Source organism: Pseudomonas sp. COR18, from assembly GCF_048568395.1.
Lineage (GTDB): Bacteria > Pseudomonadota > Gammaproteobacteria > Pseudomonadales > Pseudomonadaceae > Aquipseudomonas > Aquipseudomonas fuscovaginae_B.
Map to the genome: position 1 here is coordinate 5,223,707 of NZ_CP183808.1, position 22,346 is coordinate 5,246,052.

1 protein-coding gene (cut by a window edge) is annotated in these 22,346 nt (G+C 68.5%); it reads left to right on the top strand.

The window, feature by feature from the left end:
- Positions 1-22,346, top strand: partial view of a non-ribosomal peptide synthase/polyketide synthase gene (locus ACM62G_RS24045; RefSeq protein ID WP_419735758.1) — the 5' portion only. The gene runs 358 nt beyond the window's last position; 22,346 of the gene's 22,704 nt are visible here — the first part of the coding sequence; it begins with the start codon at positions 1-3; its stop codon lies off the right edge, out of view.

The window sequence follows — 22,346 nt, forward strand, 5'->3', positions numbered from 1 at the left end:
ATGCAGTTCAGTGAATTGATGGCAGTTATTTCCACCCATGCGATCCGTCTTCAAAGGGAAGATGACGATCTGGTGATCCTGGGTAACGACGATGCGCTGGACGATGCGCTGTGGGACCAGTTGAGCCGGTACAAGGCCCAGTTGCTGGAGCTGGTGGCCCGACATGATGGCGACTGGCTGAGCCCGGCCTTTCGCATCACCCCGGACATGCTGCCGCTGGTGAGCCTGGAGCAGGAGGCCATCGACCGCATCGTCGCCACGGTTCCCGGCGGCGCGGCGAACCTGCAGGACATTTACCCGCTGGCGCCCCTGCAGAGCGGCATGCTCTACCACCATCTGTCCGCCCCCCAGGGCGACCCCTACGTGCTGCAGGCGCAGTTCGCCTTCGACAGCCGCGAGCGCCTGGAGCGTTTCGCCGAGGCCCTGCAATGGGTGATCGGCCGGCACGATATCCTGCGCACCTCGATCGCCTGGGAAAGCCTGGACGAGCCGCTGCAGGTGGTTTGGCGCGAGGCGCCGCTGGTCTGCGAGCAATACCGGCCGCAGACCCTGGGCGGCGATGTGCTGGCCCGTCTGCGCGAGGCCCACGATGCCCGCGACTACCGCCTCGACCTGCGCCAGGCGCCATTGCTGAGGCTGGTGTTCGCTGAGGATGAGGCCAACCGGCGGGTGGTCGCGCTGTTGCTGTTCCATCACATGGTCATGGACCACACCGGGCTGGATGCGGTGCGCCAGGAGATCGCCGCCTGCCTGCGCGGGGAGGCCGGGCAGGTGCCGCCGGCGGTCGCGTTCCGCGATTATCTGGCCCGCGCGCGGATGAGCCTCGACGAAGCCGCGCACGAAAGCTTTTTCCGCCACATGCTGGGTGACATCGACGAGCCGACCTTGCCCTTCGGGCTGCGCGAAGTCGCGGATGATGGCATCGGCACCGAGGAGGGCCGGTTGACCCTGGAGCCCGGCCTGAGCCTGCGCCTGCGCAACCAGGCGCGGCAGCTCGGGGTCAGCGCGGCGAGCCTGATGCACCTGGCCTGGGCGCGGGTGCTGGGCAGCCTGTCCGGTCGCGAGGCGGTGGTTTTCGGGACCGTGCTGCTCGGCCGGATGGATGCCGGCGAGGGCGCCGAACGGGCCCTGGGCATGTTCATCAACACCCTGCCGCTGCGGATCGACGTGGACGGGCAGGGCGTGCGAGCCGGGGTGCTCGCCACCCATGAGCGCCTGACCGCGCTGCTCGACCACGAGCAGGCGTCCCTGGCCCTGGCCCAGCGTTGCAGCGGCGTGAGCGCGCCGACGCCGCTGTTCAGCGCCATGCTCAACTATCGCCACAGCGCCGCGGGCGATGCCGCCGAGGTGATCGACGTCGCCGAGGGCGTGCAGGTGCTGGGCGCCCGGGAGCGCAGCAACTATCCGTTGAGCCTGAGTGTCGACGACCTCGGCGAAGACTTCCGCCTGACCGTTCATGTCGTGGCAGCGGCAGGCGCGCAGCGGCTCTGCGAAATGATGCGCAACGCGCTGCAGGCCCTGCAGCAGGCCCTGGAGCAGGCTCCGGATACGGCGCTGAACAGCCTGGCGATCCTGCCGGCGGCAGAGCGCGAGCAGGTGCTGGTGGCGTTCAACGGCAGCGCGGTCGACTTCCCGCGCGGGCACACCGTGCATGGCCTGTTCGAGGCCCAGGTCGAGCGCTTGCCCGAGGCGGTGGCCATGGTGCAGGGCGACACTTCACTGAGCTACGGCGAGCTCAATCGCCAGGCCAACCAACTGGCTCACCATCTGCGTACGCTGGGTGTGCAACCGGATGACCGCGTTGCCATCAGCCTGCAGCGCGGCCCGCAACTGCTGGTCGGGCTGCTGGCGATCCTCAAGGCCGGGGCCGGTTATGTGCCGGTCGACCCGGGCCTGCCGCTAGAGCGCCGTCGTTACCTGCTCGAAGACAGCGCACCGGTTGCCTTGCTGACCCGCAGTGAAGGGCGGGGGCAACTGCCGGCACTGTCGATTCCGGTCGTGGAGCTGGACCGGGTCACCTGGCAGGAACAGTCCGTCGACAACCCGGCGCCGGGCGCGTTGACCCCCGCGCACCTGGCCTATGTGATCTACACCTCCGGTTCCACCGGTCTGCCGAAAGGGGTGATGGTCGAGCACCGTACCGTGGAGAACCTGGTGCACTGGCACCGCACGGCCTTCGACCTGCAGCCCGGCGGCCATGCCTCCAGTGTCGCCGGTTTCGGTTTCGACGCCATGGCCTGGGAAGTCTGGTCGACGCTGTGCGTCGGCGCGACCCTGCACTTGCCGCCAGAGGATATCGGACACCAGGAGATCGACCGGTTGCTGGCCTGGTGGCAGGCCCAGCCACTGGACGTCTGCTTCCTTGCGACGCCGATTGCCGAGCATGTCTTCGCCCAACGACTCGAACACCCGACCCTGCGCACGCTGCTGATCGGTGGCGACCGCCTGCGTCAGTTCAGCCAGGCGCAGCGCTTCGCGGTGATCAACAACTACGGTCCGACCGAAGCCACGGTGGTGGCGACTTCCGGCCCGATGGAAGCCGGAGGGACATTGCATATCGGCAGGCCGATCGCCAATGCCCAGGTCTACCTGCTGGATGAGCGACAACAACCGGTACCGATTGGCGTGGCCGGTGAGTTGTACATCGGCGGTGTCGGGGTGGCGCGGGGTTATCTCAACCGTCCGGATCTGACCGCCGAACGTTTCATCCGCGATCCCTTCAGCGCCGATCCGCAGGCGCGCCTCTACCGTACCGGCGACCAGGCCCGCTGGCTGGCCGATGGCAATCTCGACTACCTCGGACGTAACGACGACCAGCTGAAGATCCGCGGGGTGCGCATCGAGCCGGGTGAAATCGAGGCGGCGCTGAACAGCCATGAGGTCATCGGCGAATCCGTGGTGCTGGTCCGCGATGGTCGTCTGGCGGCCTGGTTCACCGCCAGCGAAGCCCTGGCGATCGAAGCCCTGAACATCTACCTGCAGGGCCGCCTGCCGGACTACATGATCCCTTCGGCCTATGTGCAGCTCGACGCGCTGCCGCTGACCGCCAACGGCAAGCTCGATCGCCGGGCGTTGCCGGCACCGGACCAGCAGGCGCTGCTGAACCGGGCGTTCGAGGCCCCGCAAGGGGAGGTCGAAACCGCCCTGGCGCGGATCTGGGCCGAAGTGCTCAAGGTCGAGCGGGTCGGCCGCCACGACCATTTCTTCGAATTGGGCGGCCACTCGCTGTCGGCGGTGATCCTGATCGAACGCATGCGCCAGGTGGGCTTGAGCACCGACGTGCGGGTGCTGTTCAGCCAGCCGACCCTCGCGGCGCTGGCCGCGGCCATCGGCAGCGGCCGCGAAGTCGAGGTGCCGGAAAACCGCATTCCCGCCGATTGCCGGCACATAACCCCGGACCTGTTGCCACTGATCGAGCTGGACCAGGCGAGCATCGACCGTATCGTCGCGACGGTGCCCGGTGGTGCGGCCAATGTGCAGGATATCTACCCGCTGGCGCCGTTGCAGGAAGGCATCCTCTATCACCACATGAGCGCCGAACAGGGCGATCCGTACCTGTTGCAGGCGCAGTTGGCCTTTGACGGCCTGGAGCGTCTGCAGACCTTCGCCGCCGCCTTGCAGCAGGTGGTCCGGCGCCACGATATCCTGCGCACCAGCGTGCTCTGGGAGGGCCTGGAGCGGCCGGTGCAGGTGGTCTGGCGCGAGGTCGAACTGCCGGTCCGGGAGGAGCGTTTCGACGCGGCCGGTGGCGAGGTACTCGAGCAACTGCTGCAACGCTTCGACGCCCGTGCCTATCGCCTGGACATCCGCCAGGCGCCGCTGATGCAACTGGCCTATGCGCAGGACCCGGCGCGGCAGCGGATCGTCGCGGTGCTGATGTTCCACCACCTGGCCATGGACCATACCGCGCTGGCGGTGGTGGTGCAGGAAATCCGCAGCCTGCTGCTGGAGCAGGGCGAGCGCCTGGGCGCGGCGGTGCCGTATCGCAACTACGTGGCCCAGGCCCTGCTGGGGGCCAGCGAACAGGAGCACGAAGCGTTCTTCCGCGACATGCTCGGCGATATCGACGAGCCGACCCTGCCATTCGGCCTGCAGGACGTGCAGGGCGACGGGCGCGAGATCGAGTCGGCCCTGCTGCCGCTCGACGCCGAACTGAACCGCCGGCTGCGCGAGCAGGCACGCCTGCTCGGGGTCGGCGTGGCGAGCCTGATGCACCTGGCCTGGGCCCGGGTGCTGGCGGCCACTTCCGGCAAGGACAGCGTGGTGTTCGGCACCGTGCTGATGGGCCGCCTGCAGGGCGGCGAGGGCGCCGATCGCGCCCTGGGCATGTTCATCAACACCCTGCCGCTGCGGGTCGAGGTCGGCGACACGTCGGTGCGTGCCGGGGTCAAGGCGACCCATGCCCGGCTGACCGCCTTGCTCGCCCACGAACACGCCTCGCTGGCCCTGGCCCAGCGCTGCAGCGCGGTGGAGGCGTCGCTGCCGCTGTTCAGCGCCCTGCTCAACTACCGTCATAGTGCCGTCGATGAGCGCCCGGCAGCCGGCCAGGGGCTCTGGGACGGCATCCAGTCCCTGGGGGGCGAGGAGCGTAGCAACTACCCGTTGACCCTGAGTGTCGATGACATCGGCAGCGGCTTCGAGCTGCGCGTGCTGGCGGCGCTGTCCGTGGGGGCACAGCGCATGGCCGACTACATGTGCGCTGCGCTGGAACACCTGGTGCTGGCACTGGAACAGGCTCCGGAACAGGCCCTCGGCCAACTGTCGGTCCTGCCGGCGGCGGAGCGGCAGCAGGTCCTGTTCGACTTCAATGCCCGCCAACGCGACTACCCGAGCGAGCAGACCCTGCACCGGCTGTTCGAGATTCGTGCCGCGGCCCACCCGGATGCGCCGGCGGTGGTCCATGGCGAGCAGGTGCTCGGCTATGGCGAACTCAACCGCCGTGCCAACCGCCTGGCCCATCATCTGCTGGGGCTCGGCGTACGACCGGGCGAGCACCTGGCGATCCTGCTGGAGCGCTCGGCGGACCTGCTGGTCAGCCAACTGGCGATCAGCAAATGCGCCGCAGCCTACGTGCCGCTGGATATCAACGCACCGCTCGAGCGCCAGCGTTTCATGCTCGAGGACAGCCAGGCGTCGTGGCTGCTGACCACCCACGACCAGCCGGACGAGCACGGCGTACGACGTATCGAGCTGGACCGGCTGGCTGTCGAGGCGCTGGCGACCGATGACCCGGATCTGCCGCAGTCGGCCAAGGCACTGGCCTACATCATGTACACCTCCGGCTCCACCGGTACCCCCAAGGGCGTACTGGTGCCGCACCGGGCGGTCGCGCGATTGGTGCTGAACAACGGTTATGCCGAGTTCAACGAGCGGGACCGGGTGGCCTTCGCCGCCAACCCGGCGTTCGACGCCAGCACCCTGGAAGTCTGGGCGCCGCTGCTCAATGGCGGCTGCGTGGTGGTGGTCGAGCAGGATGTGCTGCTGTCCCGCGACGCCCTGGCGAACCTGCTGCGCGAGCAGGCGGTCAGCGTGCTGTGGATGACCGCCGGGCTGTTCCACCAGTATGCCGATGGCCTGATGGAAAGTTTCCGGGCCCTGCGCTACCTGATCGTCGGGGGCGACGTGCTCGACCCGGCGGTGATCGAACGGGTGCTGCGTGACGGCGCGCCACAACACCTGCTCAACGGCTACGGTCCGACCGAAGCGACCACGTTCTCCACCACCTACGAGATCACCACGGTCGAGGGTGGCAGCATTCCGATCGGCCGGCCCATCGGCAACAGCCGGGCCTATGTGCTCGATGCCCGGCAGCAGCCGGTGCCGGTGGGTGCGGTGGGTGAACTGTACGTGGCTGGCGCAGGGGTTGCCAGGGGCTATCTGAACCAGCCTGAGCTGAGCGCCGAAAAATTCATGGCCGATCCATTCGCCGGCGGTTCGATGTACCGGACCGGCGACCTGGTGCGCTGGCGTGCCGACGGCAATCTGGAGTATCTGGGGCGCAACGACAACCAGGTGAAGATCCGCGGCTTCCGTATCGAGCTGGGCGAGATCGAGACCCGCCTGGGACGCCATCCGCAGGTCCGCGACGTGGCCGTGCTGGTGCGTGAGGTCGCCCCCGGTGACAAGCGCCTGGTGGCCTGGTTCAGCGCCGAGGGGGCGGCTCAAACGCCCGATCCCGAAGCGCTGCGCGATTACCTGCAGGAGCAGTTGCCGGATTACATGGTGCCCTCGGCCTATGTGCAGCTCGAGGCGCTGCCGCTGACCGCCAATGGCAAGCTCGACCGCAAGGCGCTGCCGGCGCCGGACCAGAGCGCCTTGCTCAGCCGTGGCTACGAGGCGCCGCAGGGGGCGGTGGAAACCACCCTGGCACAGATCTGGGCCGAGCTGCTGCAGGTCCGGCAGGTGGGGCGTCACGATCACTTCTTCGAACTGGGCGGGCACTCGCTGCTGGCGGTGACGCTGATCGAACGCATGCGCCAGGCCGGCCTCAACGCCGACGTGCGTGCGCTGTTCAGTCAGCCGACCCTGGCCGGCCTCGCCGCGGCGATTGGCCATGGCCGCGAACTGCAGGTACCGGAAAATCGTATTGCCGCCGATTGCCAGCGCATCACGCCCGAGCTGCTGCCGCTGGTCGAACTGGACCAGGCGGCCATCGACCGGATCGTGGCCAGCGTGCCGGGCGGCGCGGCCAACGTGCAGGATATCTACCCGCTGACGCCGTTGCAGGAAGGCATCCTCTATCACCATCTCAGTGCCGGGCAGGGCGACCCCTACGTGTTGCAGTCGCGGCTGGCCTTCGATAGCCCGCAACGCCTGCACGCCTTCGCCGGCGCCTTGCAGCAGGTCATCGACCGCCACGACATCCTGCGTACCGGTTTCCTCTGGGAGGGCCTGGAGCAGCCGGTGCAGGTGGTCTGGCGCCGGGCCGAACTGGCGGTCCAGGCGTTGTCGCTGGAGCCGGCCGACGGCGATGTGCTGGAGCAGTTGCACAGCCGTTTCGATTCGCGCCACTACCGTCTGGACCTGAGCCGGGCACCGCTGATCCGCCTGGTGCATGCTTACGATGCACGGCGCCAGCGCACCGTCGCGGCGTTGCTGTTTCACCACCTGGTGCTGGACCACACCGCGCTCAAGGTGGTGCTCCAGGAAATGCGGGCCGGCCTGCTCGGCCAGGAGGCCGTGCTGAGCGAACCGGTGCCGTATCGCAACCATGTGGCCCAGGCGCGCCTGGGTGTCAGCGAGGCGGAGCACGAGGCATTCTTCCGCGAGATGCTGGGTAGCATTGACGAACCGACCTTGCCCTTCGGCCTGCAGGACGTGCAGAACGATGGCCGTGATATCGAGGAGGTCGCCCGGCCGTTGCCGGAGGGGCTGAGCCGTCGCCTGCGCGCTCGTGCCCGGGCGCTCGGGGTCACGGCGGCGAGCCTGTTCCACCTGGCCTGGGGCCAGGTGCTGGCGGCCACTTCCGGTCGCGAGCAGGTGGTGTTCGGCACGGTGCTGCTGGGCCGTATGCAGGGGGGGCAGGGCGCCGACCGGGCGCTGGGGATGTTCATCAATACCCTGCCATTGCGGGTGGACATCGACGCCACCCCGGCCAGGGCCGCGGTCATGGCCACCCACGCCCGGCTCACCGGGCTGATGGGACATGAACACGCCTCGCTGGCGCTGGCCCAGCGTTGCAGTGCCGTGGCGGCGCCGGCGCCGTTGTTCAGTGCCATGCTCAACTACCGCCAGAGCCGCGACGAGGAGCAGGCCGCCTGGCCGGGGATCGAGACCCTGGCCAGCGATGGCCGGACCAACTATGCGCTGAGCCTGAGTGTCAACGACCTGGGCGAAGGCTTCCGGCTGATCGCCCTGACCCTGGCCTCTGTGGGCGCGCAACGCATCTGCGAGCTGATGGAGACGGCCCTGGAGTCGCTGGTCGAGGCCCTGGAACAACAGCCCGGTACGGCGGTGAACCGCCTGGCGGTGCTGCCGGCCGGGGAGCGCGAGCAACTGGTGTCCGGGCTCAATGCCAGCGCGGTCGACCACGCTCTCGACCCGTCGATCCATGGCTTGTTCGAGGCCCGGGTCGAGCGCGCGCCAGAGGCGCTGGCCCTGGTGGCGGACGGTCAGTCACTGAGCTATCGGGAACTGAACCGACGCGCCAACCGTCTGGCCCATTACCTGCGCGAGCAGGGGGTGGGGCCGGATGAGCGGGTGGCGATCTGCGTCGAGCGCGGCGTGGAGATGCTGGTCGGGTTGCTGGCGATCCTCAAGGCCGGCGGTGCCTATGTGCCGCTGGACCCGGGCTATCCGCAGGAGCGGATCGCCTACATGCTCAAGGACAGCGCGCCGCGGGTGGTGCTGGCGCAGGACGTCACCCTCGCGCGCCTGGGCAGCGTTGCGGTACCGCTGATCAACCTCGACCGGAATGTCTGGGCTGATCGCGCCGAGGCCAACCTGGCGCCGGTGCAGGCCTCGGACCTGGCCTACGTGATCTACACCTCCGGTTCCACCGGTACCCCCAAAGGGGTGGCGGTGGAACATCGTGGTCTGTGCAACCTGGTGCAGTGGAGTTCCCGACTGCATGGCAAGGATGCGCAGGGCGCACTGTTGCACAAGACGCCCTTCAGCTTCGACGCCTCGGTATGGGAGCTGTTCTGGCCGCTCAGCGCCGGCCTGCGCCTGGTACTGGCACGCCCCGAGGGGCATCGCGACCCGGCCTACCTGGCGCAACTGGTGCGTGAGCAACAGGTCAGCGTGATCCAGTTCGTTCCGGCGATGCTGCAGCAGTTCCTTGACGTGGAAGCGGCCGGCCAGTGCCACAGCCTGACCGACGTGTTCTGTGGCGGCGGCGAGCTGACCTCGGCGCTGGCCCAGGCGGTGCGCGCACGCCTGCCCTGGGTGCGCTTGCACAACGTCTACGGACCGACCGAGGCCACGGTGGACAGTACCGTGTGGACCTTGGAGCCGGACGCAGCGGTCCCGGATTCACAACTGCCGATCGGCCGGCCGATCGACAACACCCGCCTTTATGTCCTGGACGCCCGGGATCAGCCGGTACCGCTGGGGGTCAGCGGCCAGTTGCACATCGGCGGCGTCGGGGTGGCCCGCGGCTACATCGGCCTGGCCGAACTCAGTGCCGAGCGCTTCATCGACAGCCCGTTCGTGGCCGGCGAGCGCCTGTATCGCACCGGCGACCTGGTGCGCTACCGCCTCGACGGCAACCTCGAATTCCTCGGCCGCAACGACGACCAGGTCAAGCTGCGCGGCCTGCGTATCGAACTGGGCGAGGTGCAGGCGCGGCTGGCCGAGCACCCGGCGTTGACAGCTGCGGTGGCGATGGTCCGCGAGGACCTGCCGGGCGACCCGCGTCTGGTCGCCTACTACACCGCGAGCGAGGCGCAGGCGGTCGACGACCTGCGGGCCCACCTGCTGGGCTACCTGCCGGAATACATGCTGCCGACGCTGTTCGTGCACCTGCCGGCGCTGCCCCTGAGCCCCAACGGCAAGCCGGATCGCAAGGCGTTGCCGGCACCGGACCAGGGCGCGCTGTCCAGCCGCGAATACGTGGCCCCGGTGGGCGAGGTCGAGACCCGCCTGGCCCGGATCTGGGCCGACCTGCTCAAGGTCGAGCGGGTGGGACGCCACGATCACTTCTTCGAACTGGGCGGCCATTCGCTGCTGGCGGTGACGCTGATCGAGCGCATGCGCCAGGCCGGCCTGAGTGCCGACATTCGCGTGCTGTTCAGCCAGCCGAGCCTGGCGGCGCTGGCCGCGGCGGTGGGCAGCGGGCGGGCGGTGGCGGTACCGGAAAACCGCATTCCAGCCGATTGCCGGCAGATCACGCCGGACCTGCTGCCGTTGATCGAACTGGACCAGGCGAGCATCGACCGCATCGTCGCCAGCGTGCCCGGTGGCGCGGCCAACGTGCAGGACATCTACCCGCTGGCACCGCTGCAGGAAGGCATTCTCTATCACCACCTGAGTGCGGAGCAGGGCGACCCGTACCTGCTGCAATCGCAGATGGCCTTCGACGATCCGCAGCGCCTGCAGGCCTTTGCCGCCGCCCTGCAACAGGTCATCGATCGCCACGATATCCTGCGTACCGGCATGCTCTGGGAGGGCCTGGACCAGCCGGTGCAGGTGGTCTGGCGCAAGGCCGGGCTGGTGGTCGAGGAGGTGGCCCTGGAGCCGGCGGCCGGCGATGCGCTGGAGCAGTTGCAGGCACGTTTCGACGCCCGCCACTATCGCCTGGACCTGAACCAGGCGCCGCTGATCCGCCTGGTGCACGGCTACGATGCGGTGCATCAACGCACGGTGGCGGTGCTGCTGTTCCATCACCTGGTGCTGGACCATACCGCCCTTGAGGTGGTCAGCGAGGAAATGCAGGCCGGCCTGCTGGGGCGGGTCGAGCCGCTGGGCGCGGCGGTGCCTTATCGCAACTACGTGGCCCAGGCGCGCCTGGGTGTCAGTGAGGAGGAGCACGAAGCCTTCTTCCGCGAGCAACTGGGCGATATCGACGAGCCGACCCTGCCATTCGGCCTACTGGATGTGCAGGGCGATGGCCGGGCCATCGAGGAGACCAGCCAGCGGCTGCCGGTCGACCTGAATCTGCGCCTGCGGGCCCAGGCCCGGCTGCTGGGGGTGAGCGCCGCGAGCCTGTTCCACCTGGCCTGGGCCCGGGTACTGGCGGCCACCAGTGGCCGCTCGTCGGTGGTGTTCGGTACCGTTCTGCTCGGTCGCATGCAGGGCGGTGCCGGCAGCGACCGCGCCCTGGGGATGTTCATCAATACCTTGCCGCTGCGGGTCGATATCGATGCCGCGTCGGTACGCGACGCAGTCAAGGCGACCCATGACCGGCTCACCGCGCTGCTCGGTCACGAGCACGCCTCGCTGGCCCTGGCCCAGCGTTGCAGTGGGGTGGCGGCGCCGCTGCCGCTGTTCAGTGCCATGCTCAACTATCGCCACGGCAGCGCGGGCGAGCCGGATGCCGAAACCCGCCAGGCCTGGCAGGGCATCGAGGTGCTGACCAGCGAGGAGCGCACCAACTTCCCGCTGAGCCTGAACGTCGACGATCTGGGCGATGCCTTCCGCCTGGTCGCCCAGGTGGCCGAAGTGGGCGCGCAGCGGATCTGCGACTACATGCAGGTGGCGCTGGAGGCGCTGGTGCAGGCCCTGGAGTTCGAGCCGCAGTTGGCCGTCGAGCGCCTGCCGGTGCTGGGCGCGGCCGAGCGTGCGCAACTGCTCGACGGGCTCAATGCCACCGCGGTCGACTACGATCTCGAACAGACCCTGCACGGGTTGTTCGAGGCCCGGGTCGTACAGGCAGCCCAGGCTCCGGCCGTGCAGGCCGGCGAGCAGTGGCTGAGCTACGACCAATTGAACCGCCGCGCCAACCAGCTGGCCCATCACCTGCGCGAGCAGGGCGTGGGGCCGGATGCGCGGGTGGCGATCTGCGTCGAACGCGGCCTGGACATGGTCATCGGCCTGCTGGCGATCCTCAAGGCCGGTGGCGCCTATGTGCCGCTGGATCCGGCCTATCCGCAGGAACGGATCGCCTACATGCTGGCCGACAGCACGCCGCTCGTCGTGCTGGTAGAGGGCCGTACCCGCGGCTTGCTGGGCGAGCTGGCCGTGCCGGTGATCGACCTGGAAAACAACGTCTGGGCCCATCAGCCGGACAGCAATCCGCAGGTTCCACGACTCAGCCCACGGCACAGTGCCTACGTGATCTACACCTCCGGTTCCACCGGCCAGCCCAAGGGCGTGATCAACGAACACGCGGCGGTGGTCAACCGTCTGCTGTGGATGCAGGACAAGTATGGCCTGACCCCTGACGACGCGGTGCTGCAGAAGACCCCGTTCAGCTTCGACGTGTCGGTGTGGGAGTTCTTCTGGCCGCTGTTCAGCGGCGCACGGCTGGTGATGGCCCGTCCGCAAGGGCACAAGGACCCGGTCTACCTCAGTGAGGTGATCGCGGCCGAGCGCATCACCACCCTGCATTTCGTACCGTCGATGCTCGACGTCTTCCTCGCCCATGGCGACAGCGCCCTGTGCGGTGGCGTCAAGCGGGTGATCTGCAGCGGCGAGGCGCTGCCGGGCAGTGTGGTGCGCCGGTTCAAGGCGCAGTTGCCGCACGCCGGGTTGCACAATCTCTACGGCCCGACCGAGGCCGCGGTGGACGTGACGGCCTGGGAGTGCAGCGAACCGCTCGCACAGACCCCGGACAACACGCCGATCGGCAAGCCGATCGCCAACACCCGGATGTACCTGCTGGATGCGCAACTGCAGCCGGTGCCCATGGGCGTGGTGGGCGAGTTGTACATCGGTGGTGTACAGGTGGCGCGCGGTTACCTGAACCGTCCCGAGCTGACCGCCGAGCGCTTCCTGAAGGATCCGTTCAGCCCGGCCGCCGAAGCCCGCATGTACCGCACCGGTGACATCGGCCGCTACCTGGCGGACGGCAATATCGAATACCTGGGGCGTAACGACGACCAGGTGAAGATCCGCGGCCTGCGTATCGAGCTGGGCGAGATTCAGGCGCGCCTGAGCGCCTTCCCGGCGATTCAGGAAGCGGTGGTGGTGGCCCGTGAGGACGTCGCGGGCGACAAGCGCCTGGTGGCCTACTACACGGCGGCCGAGGTCCAGGACATCGATGCGCTGCGGGCCCATCTGCTGGAGCAACTGCCGGACTACATGGTTCCGGCGCTGTTCGTGCACCTGGCGGCGCTGCCGCTGAGCCCCAACGGCAAGCTCGATCGCAAGGCGCTGCCGGCACCGGACCAGGCGGCCCTGGTCGTGCGCGAATACCAGGCGCCGCAAGGCGAGGTGGAAGTCGCCCTGGCGCGCATCTGGGCCGAAGTGCTCCGGGTCGGGCAGGTCGGGCGCCACGACAATTTCTTCGAACTGGGAGGGCATTCGCTGCTGGCGGTCAAGCTGATCGAGCGCATGCGCCAGCAGGGCCTGGCGGCCGATGTGCGGGTGCTGTTCGGCCAGCCGACCCTGGCGGCCCTGGCGGCGGCCGTGGGCGGGCAGGTCGAGGTGCAGGTGCCGGCCAACCGCATCGCCGTCGATTGCCCGCGCATCACACCGGACCTGCTGCCCCTGGCCGATCTCGACCAGGCGTCCATCGACCGTCTGGTGGAAAGCATCCCCGGCGGCGTCGCCAATGTGCAGGATATCTACGGCCTGGCGCCGTTGCAGGCGGGCATTCTCTATCACCACCTGGCGACGAGTGTCGGCGACCCTTATGTCATGCAGGCCCAGTTCGAGTTTGCCGGGCTGAAGCAGTTGCACGCCTTCGTCCACGCGCTCGACGCGGTGATCGAGCGCAACGACATCCTGCGTACCAGCGTGCATTGGCAAGGCCTGGGCGAACCGGTGCAGGTGGTCTGGCGCCGGGCGCCTCTGGCGCTCGAACGGATCGACAGCGATCCGCACGGCGGCGATGCCCTGGAGCAACTGCAGCAGCGCTTCGATCCACGCCACTACCGACTGGACCTCAACCAGGCGCCGCTGCTGCGCCTGGCCTATGCCCATGACGAGCAGGGCGATCGCTGGTTCGGCATCCTGCTGTTCCACCACATTCTGCTGGATCACACCGCTCTGGACGTGCTGGTGCACGAGATGAGCGCCAGCCTGCAAGGGCGGATGGCGCAACTGGCAGCCCCGGTGCCGTACCGCAACCAGGTGGCGCAGACCCGCCTGGGCACCAGCGAGGCCCAGCACGAGGCGTTCTTCCGTGGGATGCTCGGCGATATCGACGAGCCGACCCTGGCCTTCGGCCTGCAGGAAGTCGCTGGCGATGGCCGCGATATCGAGGAACTGCCAGTGCCCCTGGACACGGCCCTGAGCCGACGCCTGCGCGGGCAGGCCCGCCAGCTCGGCGTGAGTGCCGCCAGCCTGCTGCACCTGGCCTGGGCCCGGGTGCTGGGGCAGGTGTCGGGGCGCGAGGAGGTGGTGTTCGGCACCGTACTGCTGGGGCGGATGCAGGGCGGCGAAGGGGCCGACCGTGCGCTGGGGATGTTCATCAACACCTTGCCGTTGCGGGTCAGTGTGGGCTCCGTCGGCGTCCGCGAAGCCCTGCGCGCCACTCACGGGCGGCTGTCGCAACTGCTCGGCCACGAGCACGCCTCGCTGGCCCTGGCCCAGCGTTGCAGCGGCGTGCCGGCTTCGCTGCCGCTGTTCAGCAGCCTGTTCAACTACCGTCATAGCGCCGCGGGCGAGACTTCGGCGCAGCAGGCGGCGACCTGGGACGGCATCCGCCTGCTGCAGGCGCGCGAGCGCAGCAACTATCCGCTGGTGCTCAACGTCGATGACCTGGGCGAGGACTTCTCGTTCAAGATCCAGGCTCCGGCCGAACTCGGTCTGGAACGGATCGGCGGCTACCTGCGCACGACCTTGCAGCATCTGGTCGATGCCCTGGAGCACGCGCCGACGACGCCGCTGCAGACGCTGCCGATGCTGCCGCCGCAGGAGCGCGAGCACCTGCTGCACGGCTTCAACGCCACCGAACGCCGCTATCCCGTCGAGCAGACCCTGCACAGCCTGTTCGAGGCACGGGCCGAGGCCCGTCCGCACGCGACGGCGCTCATCCATGGCGAGCAGGTGCTCGACTATGGCGAACTCAACCGTCGTGCCAACCGCCTGGCCCATCATCTGATCGGCCTGGGCGTGAGGCCCGGCCATCATCTGGCGATCCTGCTGGAGCGCTCGGCGGACCTGCTGGTCAGCCAACTGGCGATCAGCAAGTGTGCGGCGGTCTATGTGCCGCTGGACATCAACGCACCGGCCGAGCGCCAGGCCTTCATGATCGAGGACAGCCAGGCGCTGCTGTTGCTGACCCGCAGCAGCGAGACGCTCGGCTATCCGGTCCGGCGTGTCGATCTCGACCAGCTCGATCTCGACGGCCAGCCGGACCATGACCCACGCTTGCGGCAGTCGAGCGAGTCGGCGGCCTACATCATGTACACCTCCGGCTCCACCGGTACGCCCAAGGGGGTCCTGGTGCCCCATCGGGCGGTCAGCCGGCTGGTGCTCAACAACGGCTATGCCGAGTTCAATGAGCAGGACCGGGTGGCTTTCGCCTCCAACCCGGCGTTCGACGCCAGCACCCTGGAAGTCTGGGCGCCACTGCTCAACGGCGGCTGTGTGGTGGTGGTGGAACAGGACGTGCTGCTGTCCCGCGAGGCCCTGGCGAACCTGCTGCGCGAGCAGCGGATCAGTGTGCTGTGGATGACCGCCGGCCTGTTCCACCAGCATGCCGATGGCCTGCTGGCGGCCTTGCGCGGCCTGCGCTACCTGATCGTCGGTGGCGATGTGCTCGACCCCGCGGTGGTCGAGCGGGTGCTGCGCGACGGTGCGCCACAGCATCTGCTCAACGGTTACGGACCGACCGAAGCCACCACCTTCTCGACCACCTTCGAAATCACCGCAGTCGAGGGCGGCAGCATTCCGATCGGCCGGCCCATCGGCAACACACGCGCCTATGTGCTCGACGCCCGCCAGCAGCCGGTGCCGGTCGGCGTGGTCGGTGAGTTGTACATCGGTGGCCTCGGGGTTGCCCTGGGCTACCTGAACCAGCCGCAACTGAGCGCCGAGAAGTTCCTCGTCGATCCGTTCAGCCCCAGTTCCCAGGGCCTGATGTACCGTAGCGGCGACCTGGTGCGCTGGCGTGCCGACGGCAACCTGGAGTATCTGGGCCGTAACGACAACCAGGTCAAGCTGCGTGGTTTCCGCATCGAGCTGGGCGAGATCGAGACCCGCCTGGGCCGCCATCCGCAGGTGCGCGATGTGGCGGTGCTGGTGCGTGAACTCGCGCCGGGCGACAAGCGCCTGGTGGCCTGGTTCACCGCTGCCGTGGCCGGCGCGGCGCCGGATGTCGAAGCGCTGCGCAATCACCTGCAGGCCCAATTGCCGGACTACATGGTGCCTTCGGCCTATGTGCAGCTCGACGCCTTGCCGCTGACCGCCAACGGCAAGCTCGACCGCCGGGCGTTGCCGGCACCGGACCAGGCCGCGCTGTCGAGTCGGGCGTTCGAAGCCCCGCAAGGGGCGGTGGAAACCGCCCTGGCGCGGATCTGGGCCGAGGTGCTCAAGGTCGAACAGGTGGGTCGCCACGATCACTTCTTCGAACTGGGCGGCCACTCGCTGCTGGCGGTGACGCTGATCGAGCGCATGCGCCAGGCCGGCCTCAATGCCGATGTGCGGGTGCTGTTCAGCCAGCCGACCCTGGCGGCCCTGGCCGCCGCCATCGGCAGCGGTCGCGAGATCGAGGTACCGCGCAACCTGATCGAGGTCGGTTGCCAGCACATCACTCCGCAACTGCTGCCCCTGGTGGAACTGGACCAGGCGAGCATCGATCGTCTCGTCGCCACGGTACCCGGCGGGGCGGCCAACGTGCAGGACATCTACCCGCTGGCGCCGTTGCAGGAAGGCATTCTCTATCACCACATGAGCGCCGGACAGGGCGATCCGTACCTGCTGCAATCGCAGATGGCCTTCGACAGCCGGGTGCATCTGCAGGCGGTGATCGAGGCCTTGCAGCAGGTGGTCGACCGCCACGACATTCTGCGTACCAGCGTGCACTGGGACGGCCTGGAGCGGCCGTTGCAACTGGTGCGCCGGCAGGCCGAACTGCCGGTGCAGGAGCTGCTGCTCGACCCGGCGGCCGGGGACGTGCTGGAGCAGTTGCAGCAGCGCTTCGAGACCCGCCGCTACCGCCTGGATATCCGTCAGGCGCCGCTGCTGCAACTGGTGTATGCCAACGATCCGCTGAACCGGCGCATCGTCGCGATCCTGATGTTCCACCACCTGGCACTGGACCATACCGCCATGGCGGTGGTGGTCGAGGAAATGCATGCGCTGTTGCAGCGCGGCGGCGCGGGCCTGGCCGCGCCGGTGCCGTATCGCAACTATGTGGCCCAGGCGCGCCTGGGGGTCAGCGAGCAGGAGCACGAGGCGTTCTTCCGCGACATGCTGGGCGATATCGACGAGCCGACCCTGCCGTTCGGCCTGCAGGACGTGCAGGGCGATGGCCGGGATATCGAGGAAGCACCGCTGATGCTGGCCGAGGCCCTGAGCCGCCGGCTGCGTGAGCAGGCCCGCCTGCTCGGGGTCAGTGCGGCGAGCCTGATGCACCTGGCCTGGGCGCGGGTGCTGGGCGTCACCGCCGGCAAGGACCGGGTGGTGTTCGGCACGGTGCTGATGGGGCGCATGCAGGGCGGCGAGGGGGCCGACCGGGCCCTGGGGATGTTCATCAATACCCTGCCGCTGCGGGTCGAGGTGGACGGTACGGCGGTACGTGAAGGGGTCAAGGCCACCCACGAGCGCCTGACCGCACTGCTGGGCCATGAGCATGCCTCGCTGGCCCTGGCCCAGCGCTGCAGCGCGGTGGAGCCTGCGCTGCCGCTGTTCAGTGCTCTGCTCAACTACCGCCATAGCGCCCACGACGCGTTGCCGGCGGAGGCCGGGGATGTCTGGCAGGGTATTCACCTGCTGGGCGGCGAGGAGCGCACCAACTATCCGCTGACCCTGAGTGTCGATGACCTCGGTCTCGACTTCCGGCTGCGGGTGCTGGCGGCGACTTCGGTCGGCGCGCGGCGCGTGGCCGGGTACATGCAGCGGGCCCTGGAGCAGTTGGCCGAGGCACTGGAACAGGGGGGCGCGCTTGCCCTGAACCGTCTGGCGATCCTGCCGGCGGCAGAGCGCCGGCAACTGCTGGTGGGCTTCAATGCCAGTGCCGCCGGTTTCCCGCAGGGCCAGACCGTCCATGGTCTGTTCGAGGCCGAGGCCGAGCGTCGGCCAGAGGCGCTGGCGGTGGTGCAGGGCGACGCGACGCTCAGCTACCGCGAGCTCAATCGCCAGGCCAACCGGTTGGCCCACCACCTACGCACGCTGGGCGTGCAGCCGGATGATCGGGTGGCGATCTCGGTCCGTCGTGGCCCGCAGATGCTGGTGGGCCTGTTGGCGATCCTCAAGGCCGGGGCCGGTTATGTGCCGGTCGATCCGGCCCTGCCGGATGAGCGCCAGCGTTACCTGCTCGAAGACAGCGCACCGGTTGCCTTGCTGACCCGCAGTGAAGGGCGGGGGCAACTGCCGGCACTGTCGATTCCGGTCGTGGAGCTGGACCGGGTCACCTGGCAGGAACAGTCCGTCGACAACCCGGCGCCGGGCGCGTTGACCCCCGCGCACCTGGCCTATGTGATCTACACCTCCGGTTCCACCGGTCTGCCGAAAGGGGTGATGGTCGAGCACCGTACCGTGGAGAACCTGGTGCACTGGCATCGCACGGCCTTCGACCTGCAGCCCGGCGGCCATGCCTCCAGCGTCGCCGGTTTCGGTTTCGACGCCATGGCCTGGGAAGTCTGGTCGACGCTGTGCGTCGGCGCGACCCTGCACCTGCCACCGGCGCAGATCGATCACCAGGACATCGATCGCCTGCTCGGCTGGTGGTTGCAGCAACCGTTGCAGGTGAGTTTCCTGTCCACCCCGGTGGCCGAACATGCCTTCAGCCGGCAACTCGAACATCCGACCCTGCGCACGCTGCTGATCGGTGGCGACCGCCTGCGCCAGTTCAGCCAGGCGCAGCGCTTCGCGGTGATCAACAACTACGGCCCGACCGAAGCCACGGTGGTGGCGACCTCCGGCCTGATGGAAGCCGGGCAGGTGCTGCATATCGGCAAGCCGATCGCCAATACCCGGGTCTACCTGCTGGACGAACAGCTGCAACCGGTGCCGGTCGGCGTAGCGGGCGAGTTGTATATCGGCGGGGCCGGCGTGGCGCGGGGTTATCTCAATCGTCCTGATCTGACCGCCGAACGTTTCATCCGCGATCCGTTCAGTGCCGATCCGCAGGCGCGCCTCTACCGTACCGGCGACCAGGCGCGGTGGCTGGCCGATGGCAATCTCGATTACCTCGGCCGTAACGACGACCAGCTGAAAATCCGCGGGGTGCGCATCGAACCGGGCGAGATCGAGGCGGCCTTGAGCGGTCATGCGTCGGTCAGGGACGCCGTGGTGCTGGTCCGTGACGGACGTCTGGTGGCCTGGTTCAGCGCCGACGAAAGCCTGTCGATCGAAACGCTGAGCGACTACCTGCACGATCACCTGCCGGACTATATGGTGCCGTCGGCCTATGTGCAGCTCGATGCGCTGCCGCTGACCGCCAACGGCAAGCTCGATCGCCGGGCACTGCCGGCGCCGGACCAGGCGGCCCTGTTGAGCCGCGCGTTCGAGGCCCCGCAAGGGGCCGTCGAGATCGCCCTGGCGCAGATCTGGGCCGAGGTGCTCAAGGTCGAGCGGGTGGGTCGCCACGACCACTTCTTCGAGCTGGGCGGCCATTCGCTGCTGGCGGTGACGCTGATCGAGCGCATGCGCCAGGTCGGTCTCGACAGCGATGTGCGGGTGCTGTTCAACCAGCCGACCCTGGCGGCGCTGGCCGCAGCCATCGGCAGCGGTCGCGAAGTCGAGGTACCGGAAAACCGCATTCCCGCCGCTTGCCGACAGATCACCCCGGACCTGCTGTCGCTGATCGAGCTGGACCAGTCGAGCATCGACCGTCTCGTCGCCGCCATCCCCGGTGGCGCGGCCAACGTGCAGGACATCTACCCGCTGGCACCGCTGCAGGAAGGCATCCTCTATCACCACATGAGTGCCGGCCAGGGCGACCCGTACCTGCTGCAGTCGCAGATGGCCTTTGACAGCCTGGCGGACCTGCAGGCCTTTACCGGCGCCCTGCAGCAGGTGATCGACCGCCACGACATCCTGCGCACCAGCGTGCACTGGGAAGGGCTGGAACGGCCGCTGCAGGTGGTGCGCCGGCAGGCGCCGCTGCGGATCCGGGAGGTCGCGCTGCAGGCCGCTGATGGCGATGTCCTGGCGCAGTTGCACCAGCGCTTCGATGCCCGGCACTACCGCCTGGATATCCGCCAGGCACCCCTGGTGGAGCTGGTGCATGCCAACGACCCGGTCGGCCAGCGGATCGTCGCGATCCTGCTGTTCCATCACCTGGCCGTCGACCACACCGCGATGGAAGTGGTGGGCCACGAAATGCGTGCCTTCATCGAAGGCCGCGCCGATGCACTCGGCGCGCCGGTGCCGTACCGCAACTACGTGGCCCAGGCGCGCCTGGGCGTCAGCGAACAGGAGCACGAAGCGTTCTTCCGCGAGATGCTTGGCGATATCGACGAACCGACCTTGCCATTCGGCCTGCAGGACGTGCAGGGCGACGGGCACGACATCGAGGAAGCCTGGCAGCGCCTGCCACTGGAGCTTGCCATTCGGCTGCGCCAGCAGGCACGGCTGCTCGGGGTCAGCGCCGCTAGCCTGTTCCACCTGGCCTGGGCCCGGGTGCTGGCGGCCGCTTCCGGCCGGCAGACGGTGGTGTTCGGCACGGTGCTGCTGGGGCGCATGCAGGGCGGCGACGGTGCCGACCGGGCGTTGGGCATGTTCATCAACAGCCTGCCGTTGCGGGTCGATATCGACGACACGCCGGCGCGCGCCGGGGTCAAGGCGATCCACGGCCGCCTGACCGCGCTGCTCGGCCACGAGCACGCCTCGCTGGCCCTGGCCCAGCGCTGCAGTGGCGTGGCCGCATCGCTGCCGCTGTTCAGCGCGATGCTCAATTATCGCCACAGTGATGCCGGTCTCTTCGACAAGGCCACCCCAGGTGCCTGGAGGGGCATCGAGACCCTGGCCAGCGAGGAGCGCACCAACTATCCGCTGAGCCTGAACGTCGACGACCTGGGTGAAGGCTTCAGCATGACCGCGATGACGCCGGCCCGCATCGGTGCGCAGCGCGTCTGTGACTTCATGCTGGCGGCCCTGGAAGGGCTGGTCGAGGCGCTGGAGCAGGCGCCGCGGCGGGCGCTCAATCGCCTGCCGGTGCTGACTGACCGCGAGCGTCGGCAGGTGCTGGAGTCGTTCAATGCCACCGAGGTCGCCTACGACCTCGAGCGGACCCTCCATGGCCTGTTCGAGGCCCAGGCCGAACGTGCGCCGCAGGCGCAGGCGGTGGCCGCCGGCGAGCAGCGCCTGGGCTACGGCGAACTGAATCGCCGCGCCAATCAGTTGGCCCACTACCTGCGCGAGCGGGGTGTGGGGCCGGACAGCCGGGTGGCGATCTGCGTCGAACGCGGTCTGGACATGGTCGTTGGCCTGCTGGCGATCCTCAAGGCCGGTGGCGCCTACGTGCCGCTGGACCCGGCCTATCCGGCCGAGCGGATCGCCTACATGCTCGCTGACAGCGCGCCGCTGGCGGTGCTGGTGCAGGGCCGCACCCGCGACCTGCTGGGCGAGGCGACGGCACCGGTGATCGATCTGGACTGCAACACCTGGCAGGACCGCTCGGCGGACAATCCACAGGTACCCGGCCTGACCCCGCGGCACAGCGCCTACGTGATCTACACCTCCGGTTCCACCGGCCAGCCCAAGGGCGTGATCAACGAACATGCGGCGGTGGTCAACCGCCTGCTGTGGATGCAGGACGAGTACGGCCTGACTGCGGATGATGCGGTGCTGCAGAAAACCCCGTTCAGCTTCGACGTGTCGGTCTGGGAGTTCTTCTGGCCGCTGTTCACCGGTGCACGGCTGGTGATGGCGCGTCCGCAAGGGCACAAGGACCCGATCTACCTGGGCGAGGTGATCAAGGCCGAACAGATCACCACCTTGCACTTCGTACCGTCGATGCTCGACCTCTTCCTGGCCCATGGCGATGTCAGCCGTTGTGCCAGCGTCCAGCGGGTGATGTGCAGCGGTGAGGCCTTGCCGGGCAGCGTAGTGCGGCGGTTCAAGGCGCAGTTGCCGCATGTCGGGTTGCACAATCTCTATGGCCCGACCGAGGCCGCGGTGGACGTGACGGCCTGGAACTGTGCCGGCCCGATCGAGCAGACCCCGGACAACACGCCGATCGGCAAACCGATCGCCAACACCCGGATGTACCTGCTCGACGCTCAGATGCAGCCGGTACCGCTGGGTGTGGTCGGTGAGCTGTACATCGGCGGGGTGCAGGTGGCACGCGGTTACCTCAATCGTCCCGAGCTGACCGCGGAACGTTTCCTCGACGATCCGTTCGGCACGACGCCGGAGGCCCGGATGTACCGCACGGGCGATGTCGGCCGCTACCTGGCGGACGGCAACATCGAGTACCTGGGGCGTAACGACGACCAGGTGAAGATCCGCGGCCTGCGTATCGAACTGGGCGAGATCCAGGCGCGCCTGACCGCCTTCCCGGCGGTGCAGGAGGCGGTGGTGGTGGCCCGTGAGGACGTCGCGGGCGACAAGCGCCTGGTGGCCTACTACACGGCGGCCGAGGTCCAGGACATCGATGCGCTGCGGGCCCATCTGCTGGAGCAACTGCCGGA